Source organism: Variovorax paradoxus, from assembly GCF_009755665.1.
GTDB lineage: Bacteria > Pseudomonadota > Gammaproteobacteria > Burkholderiales > Burkholderiaceae_C > Variovorax > Variovorax paradoxus_G.
Window position 1 is genome coordinate 1,697,147 of sequence record NZ_CP046622.1, and the last position, 21,818, is coordinate 1,718,964.

Consider the following 21,818-nt stretch of genomic DNA (forward strand, 5'->3'; position numbering starts at 1 on the left):
CTTGGCGCCGCTTTCGAGGTGTCGGTCGGCGGCGTACGCCGCCGTGGTTCAGGGCGCCGCGCCGGGCACGGCAAAATGGCCTGATGACCGACAAGAAAACGCTGCTGCTCGTCGATGGCTCGAGCTATCTCTACCGCGCCTTCCACGCCATGCCCGATCTGCGGGCCGTGCCCGGCGACCCGAAGAGCCCGGCCACCGGCGCCATCCGCGGAATGATCAACATGATGACGGCGCTGCGCCGCGAGGTTCGCGCCGACTACGCGGCCTGCATCTTCGACGCGCCCGGCAAGACGTTTCGCGACGACCTGTATCCCGAATACAAGGCCAACCGCTCGCCGATGCCCGACGACCTGCGCAGCCAGATCGACCCCATCCACCAAGTGGTGAAGCTCATGGGATGGCCCGTGCTCTGCGTGCCCGATATCGAGGCCGACGACGTGATCGGCACGCTCGCCAAGACGGCCGCGGCGCAGGGCGTGGAAGTGATCGTGTCCAGCGGCGACAAGGACCTGAGCCAACTGGTGGACGAGCACATCACCATCATCGATACGATGAACGGCAAGAAGCGCGACGTGGCCGGCGTCACGGCCGAGTTCGGCGTGCCGCCCAATTTGATGATCGACTACCAGACGCTGGTGGGCGATGCGGTCGACAACGTTCCAGGCGTCGAGAAGGTCGGCCCGAAGACGGCTGCCAAATGGCTGCTGGAATACGGCTCGCTCGATGCGTTGATCCAGCGCGCCGCCGAGGTGAAGGGCCAGGCCGGCGAGAACCTCCGCAAGGCCTTGGACAAGCTGCCGCTGAGCCGACAGCTGGTCACCATTCGTACCGATTGCGACCTGGCCGGGCATGTGACCGGCCTGCCTTCGCTCGAAGGGCTGCCCGTGGGTGCGCCGCAAACGGCCGAGCTCAAGCCCTTCTACGAAAAGTTCGGCTTCAAGAGCCTGGTCAAGTCGCTCGAAGCGATGGAAGTGCCGCCGGAGCTGATCGAGGAAAATATCAAGAAGCAGCAGGCCCGCGGCGGCGCTGCGAGTGCCGACCAGGGCGGTTTGTTCGATGAATCGTCCAACCTGGGCGCCATAGAAGCCGCATCGCCCGCGAGCAACCTGAAGTACGAAACCATCACGACCTGGGAGCAGTTCGACAGCTGGCTCGCAAGGCTGGAGGCCGCCGACCTGGCCGCGATCGACACCGAGACCACGTCGCTCGACGAAATGGTTGCGCAGATCGTGGGCGTGAGCTTCAGCGTGGAGCCCGGCGAGGCGGCCTACGTGCCGCTGGCGCACAACTACGGCGATGCGCCCGCGCAGCTGCCAATCGACGAAGTGCTCGCCAGGCTCAAGCCGTGGCTCGAAAACCCCGAGAAGAAAAAGCTCGGCCAGCACATCAAGTACGACCGCCACGTGTTCGCCAACCACGGCATCGAGGTGCAGGGCTATGCGCACGACACCATGCTGCAAAGCTATGTGCTCGAGGCGCACCGGCCGCACGGGCTTGCAAGCCTGGCCGAGCGCCACCTGGGGCGCAGCGGCATTTCGTACGAAGACCTGTGCGGCAAGGGCGCGCACCAGATTCCGTTCAGCCAGGTCGAGATTGCCAAGGCCGCCGAATATTCGTGCGAGGACAGCGACCAGACACTCGACGTTCACCTGGCGCTGTGGCCCCAGATCGAGCGCGACGAAAAACTGCGCTTCATCTACCAGCTCGAAATGGATTCGAGCGAGGCGCTCTACCGCGTCGAGCGCAACGGCGTGCTGATCGATGCGCCCACGCTCGCCGCGCAAAGCCATGAGCTCGGCACGCGCATCATGGCGCTGGAGCAAGAGGCCTACGAGATCGCCGGGCAGCCCTTCAACTTGGGCTCGCCCAAGCAGATCGGCGAGATCTTCTTCACCAAGCTGGGTCTGCCGGTGGTCAAGAAGACGCCGAGCGGCGCGCCGAGCACGGATGAGGAAGTGCTCGAGAAGCTGGCCGAGGACTATCCGCTGCCGGCCAAGATCCTGGAGCACCGCGGCCTGTCCAAGCTCAAGGGCACGTACACCGACAAGCTCGGCCAGCTGGCCAACCCGCGCACCGGACGCGTTCACACGCACTATGCGCAGGCGGTGGCCGTCACCGGGCGGCTGTCGAGCAACGATCCCAACCTGCAGAACATTCCGATCCGCACGCCCGAAGGCCGCCGCGTGCGCGAAGCCTTCATTGCGCCGGCCGGCAGCGTGATTGCGAGCGCCGACTACTCGCAGATCGAGCTGCGCATCATGGCGCACATCAGCGGCGACGAGTCGCTGCTGCGCGCGTTCCGCGAAGGCATCGACGTGCACCGCGCCACCGCGGCGGAGGTGTTCGGCTCCACGCCCGACCAGGTGTCGAGCGAGCAGCGCCGCTATGCCAAGGTGATCAACTTCGGTCTCATCTACGGCATGAGCAGCTTTGGGCTGGCGCGCAACCTGGGCATCGAGACCAAGGCCGCGGCCTCCTACATCGAGCGCTACTTCGCGCGCTATCCGGGCGTGAAGGCGTACATGGACGAGACCAAGGCGCTCGCGAAGGAGAAAGGCTATGTCGAGACCGTGTTCGGCCGGCGCCTGTACCTGCCCGAGATCAATTCGCCCAACGGCCCGCGCCGCGGCGGCGCCGAGCGCGCGGCCATCAACGCGCCCATGCAGGGCACGGCGGCCGACCTGATCAAGCTCAGCATGATCAAGGTGCAGGATGTGCTCGACGCCGAGAAGCGCGCCACCCGGATGATCATGCAGGTGCACGACGAACTGGTGTTCGAGGTGCCCGAGGCCGAGGTCGAATGGGTGCGCACCGAAATCCCGCGCCTGATGGCCAGCGTGGCCGAGCTGAAGGTGCCGCTGCTAGCCGAGATCGGCATCGGCCCGAACTGGGACAAGGCCCACTGAGCGCCGGCCGCGCCTGAAGAAGGCGTGGCTCGCGAGTGCCAGCAATCCCACGCCGATGCCGGCATAGAGCATCACATCGCCAAACCCCTGGCGCAGGGCGGCCTGCGCGAGCGCGGAGCCCGCGGCGCCAGGCAGGGCGTCCAGCTTGCCCGCTGCCACGCTCTGCGCCAGTTGCAGCAGTTCGCTGGCGTCGGCGTGCAGGCCGGCTTCGCCCAGGTGTCGCGCAATGCCGCTCACCAGCACGAAGCCCATCAGCGCAATGTTCAAGGCGAGCGTGATCAGCCGCGCGCTGAAGTCGATGCCCGAGGCCATGCCCGCGCGCGCCGCCGACACCGCGCCGGTGCTCGTGTTGGTGACCGGCGAGTTCGTGAGGCCGAGCCCGATGCCCGCCGCAAGGCAGGCGGCAATCACCGCAGCATCGCTGCCGCGTGCATTGCCCGTGGCCATGAGCAGGAAGGCCGCGGCCATCAGGCCGAGGCCGCCGGGAATCACACGCTCGGCGCCGTGGCGCAGCGCCAGTCGCTCGGCCAGCGGCGGCACCAGCAGCGTGGGCAGCGTGTAGGCGAGCAGGGCCCAACCGGCGTGCATCAGGTCATGGCCGAGTGCCGACTGGAAGTAGATCGGCAGGTAGATCATGAAAGGCCAGAAGCTGAAGTTCATGCCCACCGAACCCATCATCGCGCCGTTGAAGCGGTGGATGCGAAAAACCGAAAAGTCGAACATGGGGTGTGCGCTGCGCCGCTCGACCGCGACGAACAGCGCGAGGCACGCCAGCGCACCGGCCAGCAGCGCCAGCCCCACTCGGTTGCCGAAGCCCTGCACCGTGCCCAGCGTGATGAAGTACACCAGCGCGAACACCGCAAGCGTGAGCGTGAGCATGCCCGCCACGTCGAGGCGGTGCGCGTCGGGGTCGCGCGACTCCTGCACGCTGGCGCGCACCAGGCCCAGCGTGAGCAGCGCCAGCGGCGCGTGCGCCAGGAAGACCCAGCGCCAGTCGGCCAACGCCACGATGGCGGCGCCCACCAGCGGACCAAAGCCCAGCCCGATGCCTGCAACCACGCCCCAGACCGCGAACGCGCGCGAGCGTGCCGCGGGTTCACGGAACTGCTGCGACAGGATCGCGAACTGGCAGATCATCATGGTGCCGGCGCTCACGCCCTGCACGAAACGCGCGGCAATCAGGAGCGGCGCGCTCGTCGCCCAGCCGCATGCCAGCGATGCCAGCCCGAACAGCCAGAGGCTCGCCACCAGCACGCGGCGTCGGCCGTACCGGTCGGCCAGTGTGCCGGCGGCCATCAGCACCGAGGTGCAGGCCAGCGTGTAGGCATTCATGATCCATTGCGCGTCCTGAAAGTCGGCGTGCAGCACGCGCTCGAGTTCCGGCAGGATCACCGGCACGCTGGAGATCTCGAGGCCGAACATGAGCGCGACGAGGCAGACGGCAGTGAGCGCGGCCGTATCGCGGCGCGGGTTGGTAGTTGAAGGAGTTGAAGGCGGTGTCATGCCGTCATCTTGTCGGGAAACAGGTTCTTCATTGAGGACATCGGTGCAGCAGATTCGGGAAGCAAAAGGCACAATCCCAAGCCATGACCGATCGTTTCGATGGCATCCAGACCTTTCTCGAGGTGGTCGAAAGCGGCAGCCTCACGCTCGCGGCCGAGCGGCTGAATCTCACGCGTTCGGCCGTGGGCAAGGCGCTCGCTCGGCTGGAGGCGCGGCTCGGCGTGCGCCTGCTCCAGCGCACCACTCGCAGCCAGAGCCTGACCGAGGAAGGGCAGGCCTACTACGAGCACTGCCTGCGTGCGCAAGCCGAACTCGAGGCCGCGGAGTCGGGGCTCGAAAGCGGCCGGAATGAGCCGCGCGGCCGCCTGCGCGCCAGCCTGCCACTGGCCTTCGGACACCACCACGCGGCACCGGCGCTGCTGGGCCTCATCGAGCGCTATCCGCAGCTGCAGGTGGACATTGCCATCAGCGACCGCGTGGTGGACCTGGTGCAGGAGGGCTACGACCTGGCGGTGCGCATTGGCGAGCTACCCGACACCGACCGGCTGGTGGCCCGCCGGCTCGGTGAGCAGACCATGAGGCTGGCGGCCGCGCCGGCCTACCTGGCGCGCTTCGGGCGGCCCGCTGACGTGACCGCGCTGGCGCAGCACCGGGGCATCGACTATTGCGGTCCCGGCCAGTCGCAGCGCTGGGAACTGAGCGATACGCAGGGCCGCGCGCACACGGTGCATCTGCCCTGGCATGCGCGGCTGAACGACCTTCAGGCCGTGGCCGATGCGGCCATTGCAGGGGCAGGACTCGCCTGGTTGCCGAACTGGCTGCTGGCACGCTACGTGCAATCTGGACAGCTCGAGCCCGTGCTGACCGACCACCGCGCCGCGGCCATGCCCATCCATGTGCTGTGGCCGCGCGCGCGGCACATGCCCGCGAAGACGCGCTGCGCAGTCGACGCGCTGGTCGCCGCGATGCCGGCCTGCATGGAAGAATGCCGAACCCGCCCGGTGTCCACCGTGCGGACCAGAAAAACACAAGGAAGCCGTTCATGACCCTGTTCCCCGTTCGTTCCTGGTGCCGCGCAGGTGGCGCACTCCTGATTGCCGCAGCCTGCCAGGCCGCGCTGGCCGCACCCGATGCGCGCATCGCCTCGCTGGCGGCCGAGCAGAAGCAGCCGCTGCTCGATTCGCTGTCGCAGCTCGTGGGCATCGAGTCCGGCAGCCGCGATCTCGAGGGCTTGGAGAAGATCTCCGATCTCATCGCCGGCAAGCTCAAGGCGCTGGGCGGCGAGGTCGAGCTCATCGACACCAGCGCCGAGGCCTACCGCATGGAGGACACGCCCGAGAAGATGGGCCGCGCCGTGCGGGCCACCTTCAAGGGCACGGGCAAGAAGAAGATCATGCTCATTGCGCACATGGACACGGTCTACACCGTGGGCATGCTCGGCAAGCAGCCCTTCCGCGTCGAAGGCGACAAGGCCTACGGCCTTGGCATTGCCGACGACAAACAGGGCGTGGCGGTCATCATCCACACGGTGGCGATGCTGCAGGCGCTCAAGTTCAAGGAATATGGCACGCTCACCGTGCTGATCAACGGCGACGAGGAAATCAGTTCGCCCGGTTCACGCGCGCTCATCACGCGGCTCGGCGGCGAGCACGACGCGGTGCTGTCGTTCGAAGGCGCCTCGGTCAAGGAAGACAAGCTCTCGCTTGCCACTGCGGGCATCGCATCGGTCACGCTCAACGTCACCGGCAAGGCATCGCATGCGGGCTCTGCGCCCGAGCTGGGCGTGAACGCGCTCTACGAACTCTCGCACCAGGTGCTGCAGATGCGCGACCTGTCAGACCCGGCAACGGGCCTGAAGATGAACTGGACCATCTCGAAGTCGGGCAGCAACCGCAACGTGATTCCGGCGAGTGCCACCGCCAGCGCCGATGTGCGCGTGCTGAAGGTGAGCGACTACGACCGCATCGAGCAGCAGGTGCAGGAGCGCGTGAAGAAGCAGCTGATTCCCGAGGCCAAGGTCGAGCTGAAGTTCGAGCGCCGCCGTCCGCCGCTCGAAGCCACCGACGCCTCGCGCTCGCTTGCCGCGCACGCGCAGCGCATCTACAAGGACGAGATCGGCAAGCCGCTGGGCGCTGACGACAAGGCCGCCGGCGGCGGTACCGACGCGGCGTTTGCCGCCCTCAAGACCAAGGCGCCGGTGGTCGAGCGCTTCGGCCTGCAGGGCTTTGGCGCGCACTCGGCAGATGCCGAATACGTGCTGGTCGATTCCATCGAGCCGCGGCTCTATCTTGCGACCCGCATGGTGATGGACCTTTCGCGCAACAAGGTGGGCAACTGACCGATGCGGCTGCGCCACATCGAGGTCTTCAACGCCATCATGCTCACGGGCAGCGTGAGCGCGGCGGCGCGGCTCATCAACATCACGCAGCCGGCGGTGAGCCGCACGCTGCAGCATGCCGAGCTGCAACTGGGCTTTCCGCTGTTCCAGCGCGCCAAGGGGCGGTTGACACCGACTACCGAGGCGCTCACGCTGTATCCGCACATCGAGCGGCTGTTCGCGCAACTTGACGAGGTGCAGCGCCTGGCCGCCAACCTGCGCGCGGGCAGCGACACCGGCGAGCTGCGCATCCTCAGCGTGCTCGCACTGAGCTACGAGGTGCTGCCGCGCGCGCTCAAGGCGTTTCGCGAAAAGCATCCGGGCTATTCGATCACCGTCGAATCGCTGCATTCGCCGCAGATCATGTCGGCGCTGCTGCTGCAAGAAGCCGACGTGGGCTTTGTCTTCAGCCCCGCGGTGCATCCCTCACTCACCCAGGAAACGCTCGCCGACACCCGGATGGTGTGCATCGCGCCGAAGGGCATGCTTCCGCGTGCGCTGGTGCGCAATGGGTCGGTCGCGCTGCACGACCTGGTGGACCGGCCCGTCATCGGGCTCGACAGCCGCGACCCGGTGGGCACCAGCCTGAGCCAAGCCTGCCGACAGGCCGGCGTCGGCTTTCAGCAGGCGGTGGTCACCGTGCAGACTTATCACGCCGCACTGTCGATGGCCCACCACGGGCTGGGCGTGGCGCTGGTCGATGCCTGCACGGCACGCTCGGCCGACAGCAGCAAGGTCGAGGTGCTGGCGCTGGAGCCGCACATCCCGGTACCGGTGCGCGCGCTGCGCTTTGCGGGACGGCCCGATTCAGTGGCGGTCCGCGGAATTACGCGCTGCATGCGCGAGGCGATAGAGCAGGCGGCCTGAGGGCGGCCTGCCGCCCGTGAAGCTCAGGCCAATGACTCCGCGGGCTCCAGCGCATCGGCAATCCGCCGTGCGGAGCCGAAAGCCAGTGTGAAGCCCAACGCGCCGTGCCCGGTGTTGAACAGCATGTTCGGTGGGGCGCTCGCAAGTCGGCCGATGATCGGCAGGCCCTTCGGCGTGGCGGGCCGCATGCCGGTCCACGGGTGCAGTTCTTCGAGCCGGCTCGCATGCGGGAACACCGCGCGCGTTGCGGCTGCCAGGGTTTCGATGCGCGTGGCCGGAATGCTCGCGTCGTGCCCCACGAGTTCCGCCATGCCCGCCACCCGCAGCCGCGACCCGATGCGCGCGAACACCACTTTGCGTGCGCTGTCGGTCACGTTCACGCTGGGCGCGGCGCCGGGCGCAGGATCGACCTCGACGGTGATGCTGTAGCCCTTGAGCGGGTACACCGGCAGGTAGGCGCCGAGCGCACGCCCGAGCTTGTGCGAGGCCGAGCCGAGCGCCATCACGAAGGCGTCGGACTCCACGTCGCCATCACTCGTTTTCACGGCGGCCACGCGGCCTTCGCTGCGCGCGAAGCCGTGCACGTCGGCACCGAGCAGAAAGCGCACGCCGCGCCCGCTGAGCACCCGCATCAGTTCGCCGCAAACCTTCAGGCAATCGGCCGCGCACTCGCTGGGCGTGTAGACAGCGCCGGCCATCTGGTCGCGATAGCCGGCGAGCGCGGGCTCGATGGCGGCGCATTCGTCGGGCGAAACAATGCGCTGGTCGCTGCCCATGGCGCGCTGCAGTTCGAGTTGCGCGCGCGCACCTTCAAGCGAGGCCGCGCTGGCGTAGAGCACCAGCTTGCCGGTGGCGGAAAAATCGCAGTCGGGGGCGACGTCGGCCTGCATGGCCTCGAAGCCGCTGCGGCTCAGCGCCGCCAGCGCCAACAGCTGCGCCGTGGTGTCGCGCGAGGTCTGCGCATTGCAGGCCGCAAGAAAGGCCAGGCCCCAGCGCCACTGCAGCGGGTCGAGCTGCGGCCGCAGCTTGAGCGGCGAAGAAGGCGAGAGCAGCAGCTTGGGCAGCTGTTTCCATATCGACGGATCGGCCAGCGGCTGCACATACGAGTAGCTGAGCTGCGCGCCGTTTCCGCCGCTGGCGCCCGCACCGGGGGCCGCGCGGTCGATCACCGTGACTTGATGGCCCAGGCGTTCGAGTTGCCAGGCGGTGGCCAGGCCCACGATGCCGGCGCCGAGCACACACACATGCATGGGGCAACTTTCCAAAGGAGGGGGCAAAGAGAGGGGAGTGCTGAATGTAGGCGCGCGCACGCCTGCCCGGAAATGCCAAAAGCGCGGTGGCCCATAGCCAAAGCGCATGCCTTGATGCTCGCTCTTCCTAACCCATAACCTTTGGGTATGGCCTAGGGTTCATTTGGAATTGTCGCCATGTGTCACTCCTTCTTACACTGGCCGCTCTGTTCAACCAACTGAAGAAGGCTCGCATGAAACTCTCCGCATTGATGGCCGCTGCTGCCGTGGTGCTGCTTACCGCCACCGGCGTCCAGGCCGCCGACACGCTGGCCAAGATCGCCGAGTCCGGCAAGATCACGCTCGCCTACCGCGAGTCGTCGGTGCCCTTCAGCTACCTGGACGGGCCCAACAAGCCGATCGGGTTCTCGGTCGAACTTTCCAACGCCGTGGTCGAGGCGGTGAAGAAAAAGCTCAACAAGCCCAACCTGCAGGTGCAGCTGATGCCTGTGACCTCGCAGAACCGCATTCCGCTGATCACCAACGGCACGGTCGACCTGGAGTGCGGCTCCACCACCAACAACAGCGCGCGCGGCAAGGACGTGGCCTTTGCCATCAACCATTTCTACACCGGCACGCGCCTGCTGACCAAGAAGTCTTCCAAGATCAAGGACTACGCCGACCTGGCGAAGAAGACGGTGGCCAGCACCACCGGCACCACCAACGCGCTGGTCATGCGCAAGTACAACACCGAGAAGAACCTGGACATGGACATCGTGCTCGGCAAGGACCACGCCGACGCCTTCCTGCTGGTGGAAAGCGACCGCGCCGTGGCGTTTGCCATGGACGACATCCTGCTGTTCGGTCTGATTGCCAACGCCAAGAACCCGGCCGACTACGAAGTGGTGGGCGAGGCGCTGCAGGTCGAGCCCTATGCCTGCATGCTGCCCAAGGACGACCCGGCCTTCAAGAAGCTGGTGGACGACACCTTCATCGGCCTGATGAAGAGCGGCGAGTTCGAGAAGCTCTACACCAAGTGGTTCATGTCGCCGATTCCGCCGAAGAACGTGCCGCTGAACTTGCCCATGAGCCAGCAGCTCAAGGACAACATCAAGACGCCTTCCGACAAACCGGCCACTTGAGCTCGCCCCCAGGGCTGCGCGCACTTCGTGTCGCTTCGCCCACCCCCCTTCCGGGGGCAATACCAGCGGCCCGGCAAAGCCGGTTCCGCGGTATTCCTGAAACAGAGAAAGACCATGGCTTCGACGAACGTAGTTGGCATTCTGGGCGGCATGGGCCCTGCGGCGGGGGCGGACTTCGTCCGGCTCTTCGTGCAGGCCTGCGCCCAGCAGATGCGCGCGCGCGGCGAGCCGGTGCGGGACCAGTCTTTTCCCGAGCACTGGCTGGCGCAGGTTCCGGTGCCCGATCGAACCGACGCGCTGGGCTCGGCAGAGACCGGCGCGCACCAGCCGCTCGAGCCGATGCTGCAGGCATTGGGGCGCCTGGCCGCACTGGGCAGCCAGGCCGTGGCCATTGCCTGCAACACCGCGCACGCCTGGCATTCCCGGCTGCAGGAACGTTTTCCGCAGGTGGAGCTGCTGCACATGGCACGCGAGGTGGCACAGCATCTTGCCGCGCAAGGCGCGGGCAACGTGGCGCTGATGGCCACCGAAGGCACTTATCGCGTGCGCCTCTACGAACATGCGCTAGCCGAAGCGGGGTTCGACTGCCTGGTGCCGCTGCAGGAAGAACGCCGCATCATCACGCGCGGCATCTTCGACGGCGTGAAGGCAGGCAACATGCGGCTTGCCGAAGAATGTTTTTCGCAGGTGGCGCTACGGCTCGCGGAAAGGCACGGGCCGGTCACCATCATCATGGGCTGCACCGAGGTGCCGCTCGGTCTGCAGGGTTCGGCCGCGGTTGCCGGGCTGAGCCTTGTCGATCCGGCGCAGGTGCTGGCGGCTGCATTGGCGCGTCGTGCCTATCGCGACTGAAGACTCTAGGCTGCACTGCAACCCTGTCGACATACAAGCCCTTGAGATACGGGCCGCTCTGAATTCGCCTACATTGCGGCGTGCGTTTTCACGCATGCCCCTTGTCCGACGATTCAACTGGAGCCCTTCCCATGTCCCTTCGCGACGACAGCCGTTCCGATTTCGATTCGCTTCGCCCCGGCGAGAGCACAGAGCAGGGCGCCACGCGCCGCACCGCACTCAAGGCCGCCATTGGCGTGGGCTATGCGGCCGCCGTGATGCCGGTCATGGCGCAGACCACCATCAGCACCTCGGCCGAGGGCCTGAAGGCCGGGCCGATCAAGTACACCGTCAACGGCTTCGAGGTGCCCGCCTATGCGGCCGCGCCGGCCGGCAAGACGGGGCTGCCCGTGATCCTGGTGATCCAGGAGATATTCGGCGTGCACGAATACATTGCCGACACCTGCCGCCGTTTTGCCCAGCTCGGATACCTGGCCATTGCCCCCGAGCTCTATGCGCGCCAGGGCGACCCGCGCGGCTACACCGACATTCCCAAGCTGCAGGCCGACATCGTGAGCAAGGTGCCCGATGCGCAGGTCATGGCCGACCTGGACGGCGCGCTCGCGTATGCCGCGGCCAACGGCGGCAACGTTGCCAAGGCCGGCATCACCGGCTTTTGCTGGGGTGGCCGCATCGTGTGGCTCTATGCCGCCACCGGCAAGGTGAAGGCCGGCGTGGCCTGGTACGGCCGCCTGGTCGGGCAGCCGAGCGAACTGGCGCCCAGGCACCCCGTCGACGTCGCGGCCAGTCTGCAGGCGCCGGTGCTCGGTTTGTACGGCGGAAAAGACCAGGGCATCCCGCTTGACACGGTTGATAAGATGAAAGCAGCGTTGGCAAATGGAACCCCGGCTGCCAAGGCTTCGAGCTTCGTCGTGTATCCCGAAGCAGGCCACGCGTTCCATGCCGACTACCGCCCCAGCTACGTAAAGAGCGCGGCCGATGACGGATGGCAGCGCGCCACGGCCTGGTTCAAAGCCAATGGCGTCGTCTGACGACGGCCTGTAGCCACTCACCGCCGAAGGCCGTCCCTGTGACGGCCTTTCTCTTTTTATGAACGTTGTCGGGCATCGGTGCCCATCGAAATTGCGCAAGCAGCTATGAATTTGATAGTGATCATCGCGGCGACCCTGGTTGCCGGCATCGGAAGCGTGTGGCTCGCGGCCTTGCTCTTGCGCGTGGGCGTGCGCAGCGGCTCGGGCGGGGTGAATTCGCAGCACCTGCTGAGCTTGGCCGCAGGGGCGCTGCTTGCCACAGCGTTCATGCACCTGTTGCCCGAGGCTTTCGAAAGCCGCATCCAGCCCACGCTGCTGTTCGGCGTGCTGCTGTTCGGCCTGGTGTTCTTCTTTCTGCTGGACAAGGCCGAGCTCTGGCACCACGGGCACGAGCATCACCACGGCAGCCCCGCGCAGGGGCCGGTCGGCGCAGGGCACAAGGCGGATCACGCCGCGCACGATCATGCGCACGGCCACGCCCACGGCCATGATCACGCCGACCACGGCCATTCGCACAGCCATGCGCCTCGCGCGGGCGGCGGCTGGGCCGTGCTCACCGGCGACAGCGTGCACTGCTTCGGCGACGGCATCCTGATTGCGTCGGCCTTCATCGCGGACATCCGCCTTGGCCTGGTGGCGGCCATTGCCGTGCTCGCGCACGAGGTGCCGCACCACATCGGCGACCTGGTCGTGCTGCGCGAGAGCTCGGCCAACCAGCGCGCGGCGTTGATCAAGGTGTCGCTCGCCGGCACGATGACCATGCTCGGCGGCATCGTCGGATGGTGGCTGGTCGACCAGCTGCACGGCTGGCTGCCTTACTTCCTGGTGCTGGCCAGCAGCAGTTTCGTCTACGTGGCGCTGGCCGACCTGATTCCACAGCTGCAAAAGCGCCTGCCCGCGCGGCAGACCGCGGCGCAGATCGTGTGGCTGGTGGTGGGCATTGCACTGGTCACGCTCGTGAGCCGGCTTGCGCACGGCGAGCACGATCATGGCCACTCGGAACACGGCCACGCCGAGCACAGTCACGCGGAGCATGACCACGCCGAGCACGGCCATGCGCACGAACGCGAAGGAGCCCCGGCGCACAAGGACTGACCCACAGCACGGGTTGGATGGATACGTTCCGAAACCGACGCTGTTCCGGGGAATTGACGCACGGCACCTGAAAGAGGTGCAACATTGGGGGTCTGACGAATGTCTCGCTCATCCCATCGCCGAGGAACCGATCATGAACAACGTCGACGCCAAGAAGCGCCCCGCTCCGCCATCGCCCGAAGATGACGACGACGATTCGCCTGTCGACGACTTCGAGGAATCGGAATCGGAAGCTGCCGACGATCTGTCGGATGCAACCGGCATCGACCTGACGGACGCCAGCGAACTCGACGCCGATAACGTGCCCGCGGACGAAGAGTTTGCCCGCGTGATGAACGCGCCCGACTAAGCCGCTTTCGACGACCCCTCGCCACTTGCAGCCGCCGCACGCAAGCGCTGCGGGCCGAGCATTTCGGCCGTCAACCCGAAGCCCGCAATCCGCTGCGGCACCGGCAGGCCGCGTGCGAGCGCCGCGCACGCCTCGCCCATGGCCGCCGAAGTCTGGATGCCATAGCCACCCTGCGCCGCAAGCCAGAAGAAGCCGGGCGCCTCGGGCTCGAAGCCGCCCACCAGGTCGCCGTCGGCCACGAAGGAACGCAGGCCGGCCCAGGTGCGGGTAGGGCGGCGAATGGTGAGTGTGGTTGCTTCCTCGATGCGGTGAATGGCGAAGGCGACGTCCAGTTCTTCGGGTTGCACGTCCTGCGGCTCGACCGGATCGGCGTTGGCCGGCGAACCGAGCAGCATGCCGGCGTCGGGCTTGATGTACCAGCCTTCGTCGGCGCTGAACACCATGGGCCAGTGCGCCACGCTGCTGCCTTCCGGCGGCGCGAAGATGAAGGCCGAGCGGCGTCGCGGTTCGATGCCGATGGGCCGCACGCCAGCCAGTTGCGCAATGGTGTCGACCCACGCGCCCGCCGCGTTGATGACCACCGGCGCTTCGTAGACAGCGCCGCCGGCCGTCACGCGCCAGCGGTCGCCCACGCGTTCGAGCGCCGTCACGCCGGCATCGCACACCAGCTTGCCGCCGGCCTGCCGCATGCCGCGCAGGTAGCCCTGGTGGATGGCATGCACGTCCATGTCGGAGGCATCGGGTTCATAAACGCCGCCCGCCACTTGTTCGGGCCGCAGCGCAGGCACCATCTCGATCGCCTCTTCGCTGCTGAGCCGCTGTGCGCCGGTGTTCATGGCGCGCAGCACTTTCCAGTGCGCTTCGAGCTCGGCCACATGGTCGGCATCGGCCACCATCAACGCGCCGCGCGGTGTGAGCAGCGGGTGCTCGGCAAAGCCTTCTGGCGGATGTTCGAGAAACGCGCGGCTTGCCATGGTGAGCGCGCGCACCTGCGCCGTGCCGTAGCTTTCCATGAAGAGCGCGGCCGAGCGGCCCGTGGAGTGGTAGCCGGGTTGGGCTTCGCGTTCGAGCAGGATCACGCGTGCATGCGGCGCGAGCCAGTAGGCCACCGAGGCACCGGCAATGCCGCCGCCAATCACGAGGTAGTCGGCTGCAACGGGCGTAGGTGTGTTGGAGGTCATTGGCGGAGTGTATGTAGAAATTTGCGTATACGCAAATTCAACCGCGATCAACCTAGAGGAGGCGGGCCGCACCATGGTGGTGAAATTTGCGTTCGCGCAATTTGCACATACGCAATTTCCATGCGTCAGCAGCGGGTGTCGTGGCACGGATTCGGGCGCTGAACTGGCAGAATTGCGCTGCACTACTACAAGAGAGAGCCAAGCGTGAACCCACACACGGGCAACAAGCCGCGAGCCAAGCCGGGGACAAAGCCGAAGGACGAGCAGCCGGCGCTGGACCGCACCACCTTCGGCAACCGCCTGCGCACCGCGCGCAAGCGTTTCGGCTGGACGCTGGCGCAGCTGGCAGAGCGCTCGGGCGTGTCGATCACCACCATCTCGCGCGCGGAACGCGGGCAGCTCGCGCTCGGGTACGAGAACTTCACCGCGCTGGGCCGCGCGCTCGAGATGGACATGAACGCGATGTTCGCGGGTGCCGGCGTCAAGCCCGCGCAGCTCGATGGGCCGGTCGTCACCCGCGCGGGCAAGGGCGTGGTGTACCGCGGTCTTTCAATCGCCTACGAGTTCCTGGGCACCACGGCCGCGGGCAAGCAGATGAGCCCGATCGTCGGTACCGTGCACGCGCGGCGTATCCATGGCCCGGAAGACTTCGTGAGGCATGCGGGAGAAGAGTTCGCCTATGTGCTTTCGGGCGAGATCGAAGTGCATTTCGACAACGGCAAGGTGGTGCGCCTTGCGCGCGGCGACTCGCTGTATTTCGACAGCCGCATCGGCCACGCCTACGTGAGTGTCAGCAGGCAGCTTGCAAAGATCGTGGGCATGACCACGGCGGAAAGCGGGCACATGAAGTCGGCGCGCGAAGCGCCTGCGGCGCCCGCCCTAAAACCGGCGCGCAAGGCCCGGTGAGGCGTTGCGCCCTCGGCTGGCCTATTTGGCGCCGCCCGAGTATTTGGTGACGCTCGTCGCGTTCACGTGATAGCCGCTCACGCCCATCATCGAGTCGTTGCGCATCGTCTGCAGCTTGCCCGTGACCCACACGGTGTCCATGGCGCGGAACTTGGCGCCCTTTGACACCACCACATGCAGGATCTGGTTGGCCGGCGGCGGCGGGGTATGAATGCAGGCGCCGAAGTAGGGCACGAGCAGGAACTCGGTCACTTCGCCCTTGGCTTCTTCGAGCGGCACGATGAAGCCCGGGATCTTGATCTCGGCGCCGTTCATCGCGGGATTGGTCGGCGCGTTGTTCGACACTTCCTGCATCTTCATGAGCAGTTCGTTGGCGCGAGGGTCGCCGTCATTGAGCGAGCTCAGGTCCATGCCCTTGAACTCCTTGGCCGGGTCCCAGTCTTTCGGCACCAGTTCTTCCCAGGTGATCTGGCGCGGCTGGCCCGGCGTGCCCTTGGCTGCAGCAGCAGGTGCAGCCTGCGCGGCCTTGCCGCCGAGCGGGTTCGATGCGGTGGTGTCCTTGGGCGCAGGGTCGGCGGCCCATGCGGCGGCTGCAAGACCGGCACCGGCGAGCAGCATCGAAAGCCGGGTGAAAGCCCGGAACGTGGAGGTCTTCTTTGCGGTGCGCATGGTTTCAAATCCTGGGTGAGAGGCCGTCGGCCAGCGAGAGCCGGTAGGCCCGGATGCCGGGCAGCAGGCTTGCGAGCCAGCCTGCTACCAGCAGGCTCGCCATCAGCAGCCATTCGTTCAGTGTAGGTTCTGAAAGGCTCAGTGTCAGCCCGAACTGCGCCTGCAGCCATGGCGCGAGCAGGGCAATGCCCAGCACCGCCATGACCACGCCCAGCGCCACGCCCAGCACGGTGACCATGGCGCCCTCGAGCGCGAGCAGCGCCAGCACCTGGCGCAGGCCGGCGCCCACGGCGCGCAGCACGGCGAGTTCGCGCCGCCGCTCGTTCAGGCTCGCCATCACCACCGAGACAAGGCCCGCAAGGCTCACCAGCGCAACCAGTGCGGACATCAGCAGCAGTGCGTTTTCGCCGATCCCGATCACGCTCCACAGCTCGTCGAGCGCCACGCCGGGCAGGATGGCCATCAGCGGTTCGCCCGTATAGGTGGAAATCCAGCGCTGCACGCCGAACACGGCGGAGCGGTTCTTCAAACCCACGAGCGCGGCCGTCACGTTCTTGGGCGTGAGGTCGAACTTGCGCACCTGCTCGGCCGGAATCTTGACGCCGGGCATCGGAGCGCCGCCCACCCATTCAAGATGAATGGCTTCCATGGCCTCCAGCCCGATGTGCACGGTGCGGTCGACCGGCGTGCCGGTGCGCGCGAGCACGCCGACCACGGTAAAGGGCTTGTCGGCATGCTCGGCCGCATTGAGCTCGCCGCTGCCGTGGGCAAGGGTGATCTTCTGGCCGACGTGGTAGCCGAGCTTGTCGGCCACTTCCGCGCCCACCACCGCATCGAACAGCGCGCTGAAAGGCTTGCCCTCGCGCAGCTGCAGCGACTGGCGGTTGCCGTAGCGAAAGCGGGTGAAGTATTCGGGCGAGGTGGCCAGCACCGCGAAGCCGCGGTGCGAATCGCCCAGCGAAAGCGGCACCACCCAGTCGACGCCCTGGTGTGCGGCCAGGGCCTGCACGCTTTTCCAGGAGATGTTGTTGGTGGCCGCGCCGATGCGGAACACCGAATACAGCAGCAGCTGCGTGGAGCCCGTGCGCGCACCGACGATCAGGTCGGTGCCCGAGACGGACGACGCGAAGTTCTCGCGCAGCTCGGTGCGGATGCGCTCCACGCCCAGCAGCAGAAAAGTCGACAGCGCGATCGAGAACACTGTGAGCGCAAGCGTGAAGCGCCGGTTCCAGGCGCTGCGCCAGGCAATGGAAAAAAGGGCGCTCATCGGCGTGCTTTCATGCGTCCGCCGCCATTGCTGCTGTCGCGGCGCGATTGATGTCGGGCAGCAGCACATGGCGGGCAAAGCGCTGTGCAATGCGCTGGTCGTGGCTTACGAACACCAACGCGCTCTGGTTGGTTGCGCAGGCCGTCAGCAGCACGTCGAGAAAGGCCTCGCGCCGATCTTCGTCGAGCGCGGAGGTGGGCTCGTCGGCAATCACCACCTCGGGCTGGCCGATGAGCGCGCGTGCCGCCGCCACGCGCTGCTGCTGGCCGACCGATAACTGCATGGCCTGGCGCTTCCACAGGTTGTGGTCCAGGCCCATCTGGTCGAGCAGGTGCTCGGCTTCTTGACGCGAGCTGCCGCCGCGGGCCGCCTGCGCTTCGCGCCGCTGCGAGAAGCGGCAGGGCAGCAGCACGTTGTCGAGCACGCTCAGGTACGGCAGCAGGTTGAACTGCTGAAAGATATAGCCCACGTGGGCCACGCGGCAGCGGTCGCGCGCGGCGCCGGAGAGCTGCGACCAGTCGTGCCCCAGCAGCGTGACGCGGCCTTCGTCCGCCACCAGCACACCGGCCAAGAGCGACAGCAGCGTGCTCTTGCCGCAGCCGCTCGGCCCATGCAAAAACACCAGCTCTCCGGCCGTGATGCGCAAGGCCTCGATGTCGATGCAGGGCGTCTTCATGCCGGGCCACGCAAAGCGCAGCGCTTCGGCGGCGAGCACAACGCGCAGCGGCGCCGACTCGGCCTCGGGGGCGATGCTCACGGTGTCACTTGCCCCAGCCAAGGCGCACGGGCTGGCTCGCCTGCGCACCGGCCGGGCGCTTGAGCTGGCGTTTGAACTGCCCTTGCGCCGAAGCAATCTGCGAATCGATCTGGCGCGTGCCCTTGAAGGCGGCAAACAGATTTACGTCGATGAACTTTGCCGCGGCCGCATTGGTGCAGTTGAACGAAAAGGTGGCGTCCAGGTCCGCGTGGCCGGGCGGCTCGCTCGGGTCGGGGTTGCCCAGGCCAAGTGCGCTGGAGCGCAGGTCGACCGGGCCGAGCTTGCAGTTGGCGGCGGGATCGATGGCAAAGAGCTTGTCCGCCGCGCGCAGCTGGGCAATGGCGTCTTCGGCGGTTTTCTTCTCGGCGGCGGTCTTCGGCGCGCGCTCGAAGCCGACGATGTTGTCGAGCGGCGACTCCATGTCGATCACCACCGTGGGGCCGTCGATGGCGACGTCGAGCTTGATCTGGCCGTGCACATGCGCGTGTTGCTGCTGGGCCTGCGCGGAAAGCGAAAGAAAGGGCGCTGCGAAGAGTGCCGCGGTGAATGCGAAGCCGGATGAAATGCGTCGAAGTCGGGTGTGTTTCATGGTTCTGCGCCTTGCCGGGTCGGCAGCCCCGGCGTGTTGCTCCATTCGCTCCAGCTGCCGGCATAGAGCGCGGTCGTCCCAAGCCCCGCGATCTGCATCGCAAGCAGGTTGGGCACAGCGCTCACGCCGCTGCCGCATTGGTGGACAACCGTCGCCGGATCGCGTCCCGCGAGCAGCGCTTCGAACTCGGCACGCAATTGCGATGCCGGCTTGAACTTGCCGTCGGGGCCGAGGTTTTCGGCGAAGGGCCGGTTCAGAGCCCCGGGGATGTGACCCGCAATCGGGTCCAGAGGTTCCACCTCTCCGCGATAACGTGCGGCGGCCCGCGCGTCGATCAGCTGCTGGTCAGGCTGGCCGAGCCGGCGGGCTACCGTGTCGGTCGTCACGAGCTGTGCGAGCGGCTCGCCCGGCACGAAGTTCGACTGGAAGTGCGCAGGCTCCTCGCGGCTCGTCACTTCGGCGCCCGCGGCTTGCCAGGCCTGCAGGCCGCCGTCGAGCACGGCCACAGCGTCGTGCCCCATCCACTTGAGCATCCACCAGAGGCGGCCGCAGTAGTTGGCGCCGTTGCGGTCGTACACCACGGCCTGCATCTCGTTCGAAAAGCCGATGCCCGACAGCCAGGCCGCGAACTTCTCGCGGCTCGGCAGCGGGTGGCGTCCGCCCGAGGCCGGCACTCCGTCTTCCTGGGCCACCACCACGTCGCCGTGCGCACCGGGCATGCCGTGCTTTGCGCTGAGATCGGTGTCGAGATTCACAAACACGGCGCCCGGAATGTGGGCGGCGGCATATTGCTGCGCGCCGGCCTCGGGCTTCATGAGATCGAAGCTGCAGTCGAAAACCATGAGCGGCGTGCCGCCGGCTTGCAGTTGCTGGAGTTGTTCGACGCTGATGAGGGTGGTGTACATGGCGGGCTCCTTCGTTGTCGATGGGGTTCGATGCGGTTCAGTGTTCTTCGGCCGGCGCCTTGGGCACCGCCCGCTGGCGCAGCACGGTGGCCGCGATGCCGCTCACGATGATGAGCGCCATGCCAGCCCAGCCGGCGGCGTCGATGCGGTCGTCGAACAGCACCACGCTGTAGAACGCCGCGAAGACGATGCCGGAGTACTGCAGGTTGGCCACCACCAGCGTGCCGGCCTGGGTTTTGGCCGTGGCATAGGCGCGCGTCATGCAAAGCTGCCCGAGGGCGGCCAGGAGGCCGATCGGCAGCAGCCACAGCGCATGCAGCCACGTCCACGAATCGCCACCCGAAAAACCGGTCGCGGCCGTGGCAAAGACGCCGGCCACGGCAGAGCCGACCGCGAAATAGAACACCGTGCGCAGTTCGGGCTCGCCGATGCGCGAGAGCGCCACCACCTGCATGTAGGCGAATGCGGCCGTGAGGCCCGACAGCAGGCCGAGAAGTCCTGCGAAGCCCTGGCTCGCATCCACGCTGGGCTTGAGCATGAGCACCACGCCCACAAAGCCGGCGAGCACCGTCAGCGCGAGCGTGCCCTGCAGCGGCGGCCGATCGACACGGCCATCGCGCCCGGGCACCGGCACCCAGGCCAGCAGCGTGCCGCCGACCAGGAAGGCCGCGATCCACACGCTGCTCATGTAGTTGAGCGTGACGGCCGTGGCCAGCGGCATGTGGGCAATGGCATAGAACCAGGCGCCGAGCGACACCACGCCGATGATGCTGCGCCACGCATGCATGCCGGGATAGCGGGTGCCGAGGGAAACGCCGCGGTTTCGCGCCAGCAGCCACAAAAAGACGATGCCGATCAGGCCGCGGCCGAGCACCATCTCCCCGCTGTTGAACCAGGCCGACGCCACCTTGACCACCACGCTCATGGTGGCGAACAAGAAGGCGCCAAGCACCATCCAGAGTGCTTGCACTGTTCGCTCAGGCGTTCTGCTGCATCGCGCTGCGGTACCACTCGTGGAACTGCTGCATGCCGTCTTCCATCGGGCTCTGGTAGGGGCCGCTCTCGTCGTCGCCGCGCAGCATCAGCGCGCGGCGGCCGGCGTCCATGCGCTCGGCAATCTCGTCGTCTTCCACGCAGGTTTCCATGTAAGCGGCCTGCTGCGCTTCGACGAATTCGCGCTCGAAGGCGACGATTTCCTCGGGGTAGAAAAACTCCACCATGTTGAGCGTCTTGGTGGGGCTCACCGGGTGCAGCGTCGACACCGTGAGCACGTGCGGATACCACTCGACCATCACGTGCGGGTAGTAGGTGAGCCAGATCGCTCCGTACTTCGGCGGCTTGCCCTCGCGGTACTTGAGCAGCTGCTCTTGCCACTTTTGATAGATGGGGCTGCCCGCGCGGCCGAGCCGGTTGGCCACGCCCACGGTCTGCACCGAAAAGTTGCGGTTGAACTCCCAGCGCAGGTCGTCGCAGGTCACGAAGCTGCCGAGGCCCGGGTGGAACGGACCGACGTGGTAGTCCTCCAGGTAGACCTCGATGAAGGTCTTCCAGTTGTAGTTGCACTCGTGCAGCTCGACGCGGTCGAGCGCATAGCCCGTGAAGTCCAGGTCGGCGCGCGGGCCGAGATCGGCCATGTCGGCCGCCACGTCGCGCCCCACACCGCTTGCGCCGCGCTCGAACAAAAGGCCGTTCCACTCCGTGAGCGGATAGTTGTGCAGGTTGAGGCAGGGGTCGTGGTCGAAATGCGGCGCGCCGATCAGCGTGCCCGTGGTGCGCGGGTCGCTTGCGGCGTAGGTCCAGCGGTGCAGCGGGCAGACGATGTTGCCGCCGGTCTGATTGTCGAGCTGGCCGCGGCCTTGCAGGATGAGCGCCTGCCGGTGGCGGCACACGTTGGAAATGAGCTCCACGCCCTTGGGCGTGTGCACCAGCGCGCGGCCCTGGTGCTCTTGCGGCAGCGTGTGGAAGTCGCCGAGCTCTGGCACCGCCAGGCGGTGGCCCACGTAGCGCGGGCCCTGCGCGAACAGCGTTTGCATTTCGCGCGCGTAAAGCGACTCGTCGAAGTACGCGGAAACTGGAAGTTGGCTCGTGGCCTGCTGCAGTTGAAGACTTAAATCAGACATGGAGGACCTGACCAAGCTCCCCACAGGGAGAAAAAGAGAAAAACGGAAGGCGCCGTCTGGGAAGGCAACGGCC

At 66.8% G+C, this 21,818-nt stretch carries 20 protein-coding genes; 10 read left to right on the top strand and 10 right to left on the bottom strand.

The genetic code is table 11. From position 1 onward, the window contains the following. Positions 1 to 83 precede the first annotated feature (83 nt). Positions 84 to 2,906 carry a DNA polymerase I gene (gene polA, locus GOQ09_RS07910; RefSeq protein WP_157612941.1) on the top strand — a complete coding sequence of 941 codons (2,823 nt, stop codon included), beginning with the start codon at positions 84 to 86 and terminating at the stop codon, positions 2,904 to 2,906. Here polA and GOQ09_RS07915 read toward each other — a convergent pair. After that, positions 2,862 to 4,409 carry an MFS transporter gene (locus tag GOQ09_RS07915; RefSeq protein ID WP_157612942.1) on the bottom strand — a complete coding sequence of 516 codons (1,548 nt, stop codon included), beginning with the start codon at positions 4,407 to 4,409 and terminating at the stop codon, positions 2,862 to 2,864. The genes polA and GOQ09_RS07915 overlap by 45 nt on opposite strands. 83 nt (positions 4,410 to 4,492) lie before the next feature. Here GOQ09_RS07915 and GOQ09_RS07920 point away from each other — a divergent pair, with 83 nt between their 5' ends. Genes GOQ09_RS07920 through GOQ09_RS07930 form a run of 3 tightly spaced genes read left to right on the top strand, consistent with a single transcriptional unit; the run spans position 4,493 to position 7,653 of the window. Next, positions 4,493 to 5,455: a LysR family transcriptional regulator gene (locus tag GOQ09_RS07920; RefSeq protein ID WP_157612943.1), complete on the top strand. Its 963-nt coding sequence runs from the start codon at positions 4,493 to 4,495 to the stop codon at positions 5,453 to 5,455. Then, complete coding sequence (locus GOQ09_RS07925; protein ID WP_157612944.1) at positions 5,452 to 6,747, top strand: M20/M25/M40 family metallo-hydrolase; 1,296 nt, start codon at positions 5,452 to 5,454, stop codon at positions 6,745 to 6,747. Before GOQ09_RS07920 ends, GOQ09_RS07925 begins: the two co-directional genes overlap by 4 nt. Positions 6,748 to 6,750: 3 nt before the next feature. Continuing rightward, positions 6,751 to 7,653 carry a LysR family transcriptional regulator gene (locus tag GOQ09_RS07930; protein WP_157612945.1) on the top strand — a complete coding sequence of 301 codons (903 nt, stop codon included), beginning with the start codon at positions 6,751 to 6,753 and terminating at the stop codon, positions 7,651 to 7,653. A gap of 23 nt (positions 7,654 to 7,676) precedes the next feature. Here the strand turns inward: GOQ09_RS07930 and GOQ09_RS07935 are convergent, their stop codons facing one another. Further along, a complete protein-coding gene (locus GOQ09_RS07935; RefSeq protein WP_157612946.1) occupies positions 7,677 to 8,903 on the bottom strand; it encodes a D-amino acid dehydrogenase in 1,227 nt (408 codons plus the stop codon). Between the two features lie 233 nt (positions 8,904 to 9,136). Here GOQ09_RS07935 and GOQ09_RS07940 point away from each other — a divergent pair, with 233 nt between their 5' ends. From GOQ09_RS07940 to GOQ09_RS07960, 5 genes are all read left to right on the top strand, one after another. Further along, positions 9,137 to 10,024, top strand: coding sequence for a transporter substrate-binding domain-containing protein (locus GOQ09_RS07940; protein ID WP_157612947.1), 888 nt, complete (start codon positions 9,137 to 9,139; stop codon positions 10,022 to 10,024). Positions 10,025 to 10,138: 114 nt separating this feature from the next. Next, positions 10,139 to 10,876, top strand: coding sequence for an aspartate/glutamate racemase family protein (locus GOQ09_RS07945; RefSeq protein ID WP_157612948.1), 738 nt, complete (start codon positions 10,139 to 10,141; stop codon positions 10,874 to 10,876). Between the two features lie 131 nt (positions 10,877 to 11,007). Then, complete coding sequence (locus GOQ09_RS07950) at positions 11,008 to 11,907, top strand: dienelactone hydrolase family protein (protein WP_157612949.1); 900 nt, start codon at positions 11,008 to 11,010, stop codon at positions 11,905 to 11,907. A 105-nt stretch (positions 11,908 to 12,012) separates the two neighbouring features. Further along, positions 12,013 to 13,002, top strand: coding sequence for a ZIP family metal transporter (locus tag GOQ09_RS07955; RefSeq protein ID WP_157612950.1), 990 nt, complete (start codon positions 12,013 to 12,015; stop codon positions 13,000 to 13,002). A 133-nt stretch (positions 13,003 to 13,135) separates the two neighbouring features. Continuing rightward, on the top strand, positions 13,136 to 13,351 hold the full coding sequence (locus GOQ09_RS07960) for a hypothetical protein (protein ID WP_126749779.1): 216 nt from the start codon (positions 13,136 to 13,138) through the stop codon (positions 13,349 to 13,351). Here GOQ09_RS07960 and GOQ09_RS07965 read toward each other — a convergent pair. Then, positions 13,348 to 14,532: an NAD(P)/FAD-dependent oxidoreductase gene (locus GOQ09_RS07965; RefSeq protein ID WP_157612951.1), complete on the bottom strand. Its 1,185-nt coding sequence runs from the start codon at positions 14,530 to 14,532 to the stop codon at positions 13,348 to 13,350. The two genes, GOQ09_RS07960 and GOQ09_RS07965, sit on opposite strands and share 4 nt — an antisense overlap. 204 nt (positions 14,533 to 14,736) lie before the next feature. On the opposite strand from GOQ09_RS07965, the gene GOQ09_RS07970 reads away from it, so the two are divergent. Continuing rightward, complete coding sequence (locus GOQ09_RS07970; RefSeq protein WP_157612952.1) at positions 14,737 to 15,438, top strand: helix-turn-helix domain-containing protein; 702 nt, start codon at positions 14,737 to 14,739, stop codon at positions 15,436 to 15,438. 21 nt (positions 15,439 to 15,459) lie between these two features. On the opposite strand, the gene GOQ09_RS07975 is transcribed toward GOQ09_RS07970, so the two are convergent. Genes GOQ09_RS07975 through GOQ09_RS08005 form a run of 7 tightly spaced genes read right to left on the bottom strand, consistent with a single transcriptional unit; the run spans position 15,460 to position 21,745 of the window. Further along, positions 15,460 to 16,107: a DUF3299 domain-containing protein gene (locus GOQ09_RS07975; protein ID WP_157612953.1), complete on the bottom strand. Its 648-nt coding sequence runs from the start codon at positions 16,105 to 16,107 to the stop codon at positions 15,460 to 15,462. Between the two features lie 4 nt (positions 16,108 to 16,111). Continuing rightward, complete coding sequence (locus GOQ09_RS07980) at positions 16,112 to 17,374, bottom strand: ABC transporter permease (protein WP_157612954.1); 1,263 nt, start codon at positions 17,372 to 17,374, stop codon at positions 16,112 to 16,114. Between the two features lie 10 nt (positions 17,375 to 17,384). After that, positions 17,385 to 18,131: an ABC transporter ATP-binding protein gene (locus GOQ09_RS07985; RefSeq protein WP_157612955.1), complete on the bottom strand. Its 747-nt coding sequence runs from the start codon at positions 18,129 to 18,131 to the stop codon at positions 17,385 to 17,387. Positions 18,132 to 18,135: 4 nt separating this feature from the next. After that, entirely contained in the window at positions 18,136 to 18,720 is a 585-nt protein-coding gene (locus GOQ09_RS07990; RefSeq protein ID WP_157612956.1) for a DUF2796 domain-containing protein, read from the bottom strand. Next, positions 18,717 to 19,625, bottom strand: coding sequence for a sulfurtransferase (locus GOQ09_RS07995; RefSeq protein WP_157612957.1), 909 nt, complete (start codon positions 19,623 to 19,625; stop codon positions 18,717 to 18,719). The genes GOQ09_RS07990 and GOQ09_RS07995 overlap by 4 nt, the downstream gene beginning before the upstream one ends. Positions 19,626 to 19,662: 37 nt before the next feature. Then, complete coding sequence (locus GOQ09_RS08000) at positions 19,663 to 20,580, bottom strand: DMT family transporter (RefSeq protein WP_157616619.1); 918 nt, start codon at positions 20,578 to 20,580, stop codon at positions 19,663 to 19,665. A 22-nt stretch (positions 20,581 to 20,602) separates the two neighbouring features. Beyond that, positions 20,603 to 21,745: an aromatic ring-hydroxylating oxygenase subunit alpha gene (locus tag GOQ09_RS08005; RefSeq protein WP_157612958.1), complete on the bottom strand. Its 1,143-nt coding sequence runs from the start codon at positions 21,743 to 21,745 to the stop codon at positions 20,603 to 20,605. Between the last annotated feature and the right edge of the window lie 73 nt (positions 21,746 to 21,818).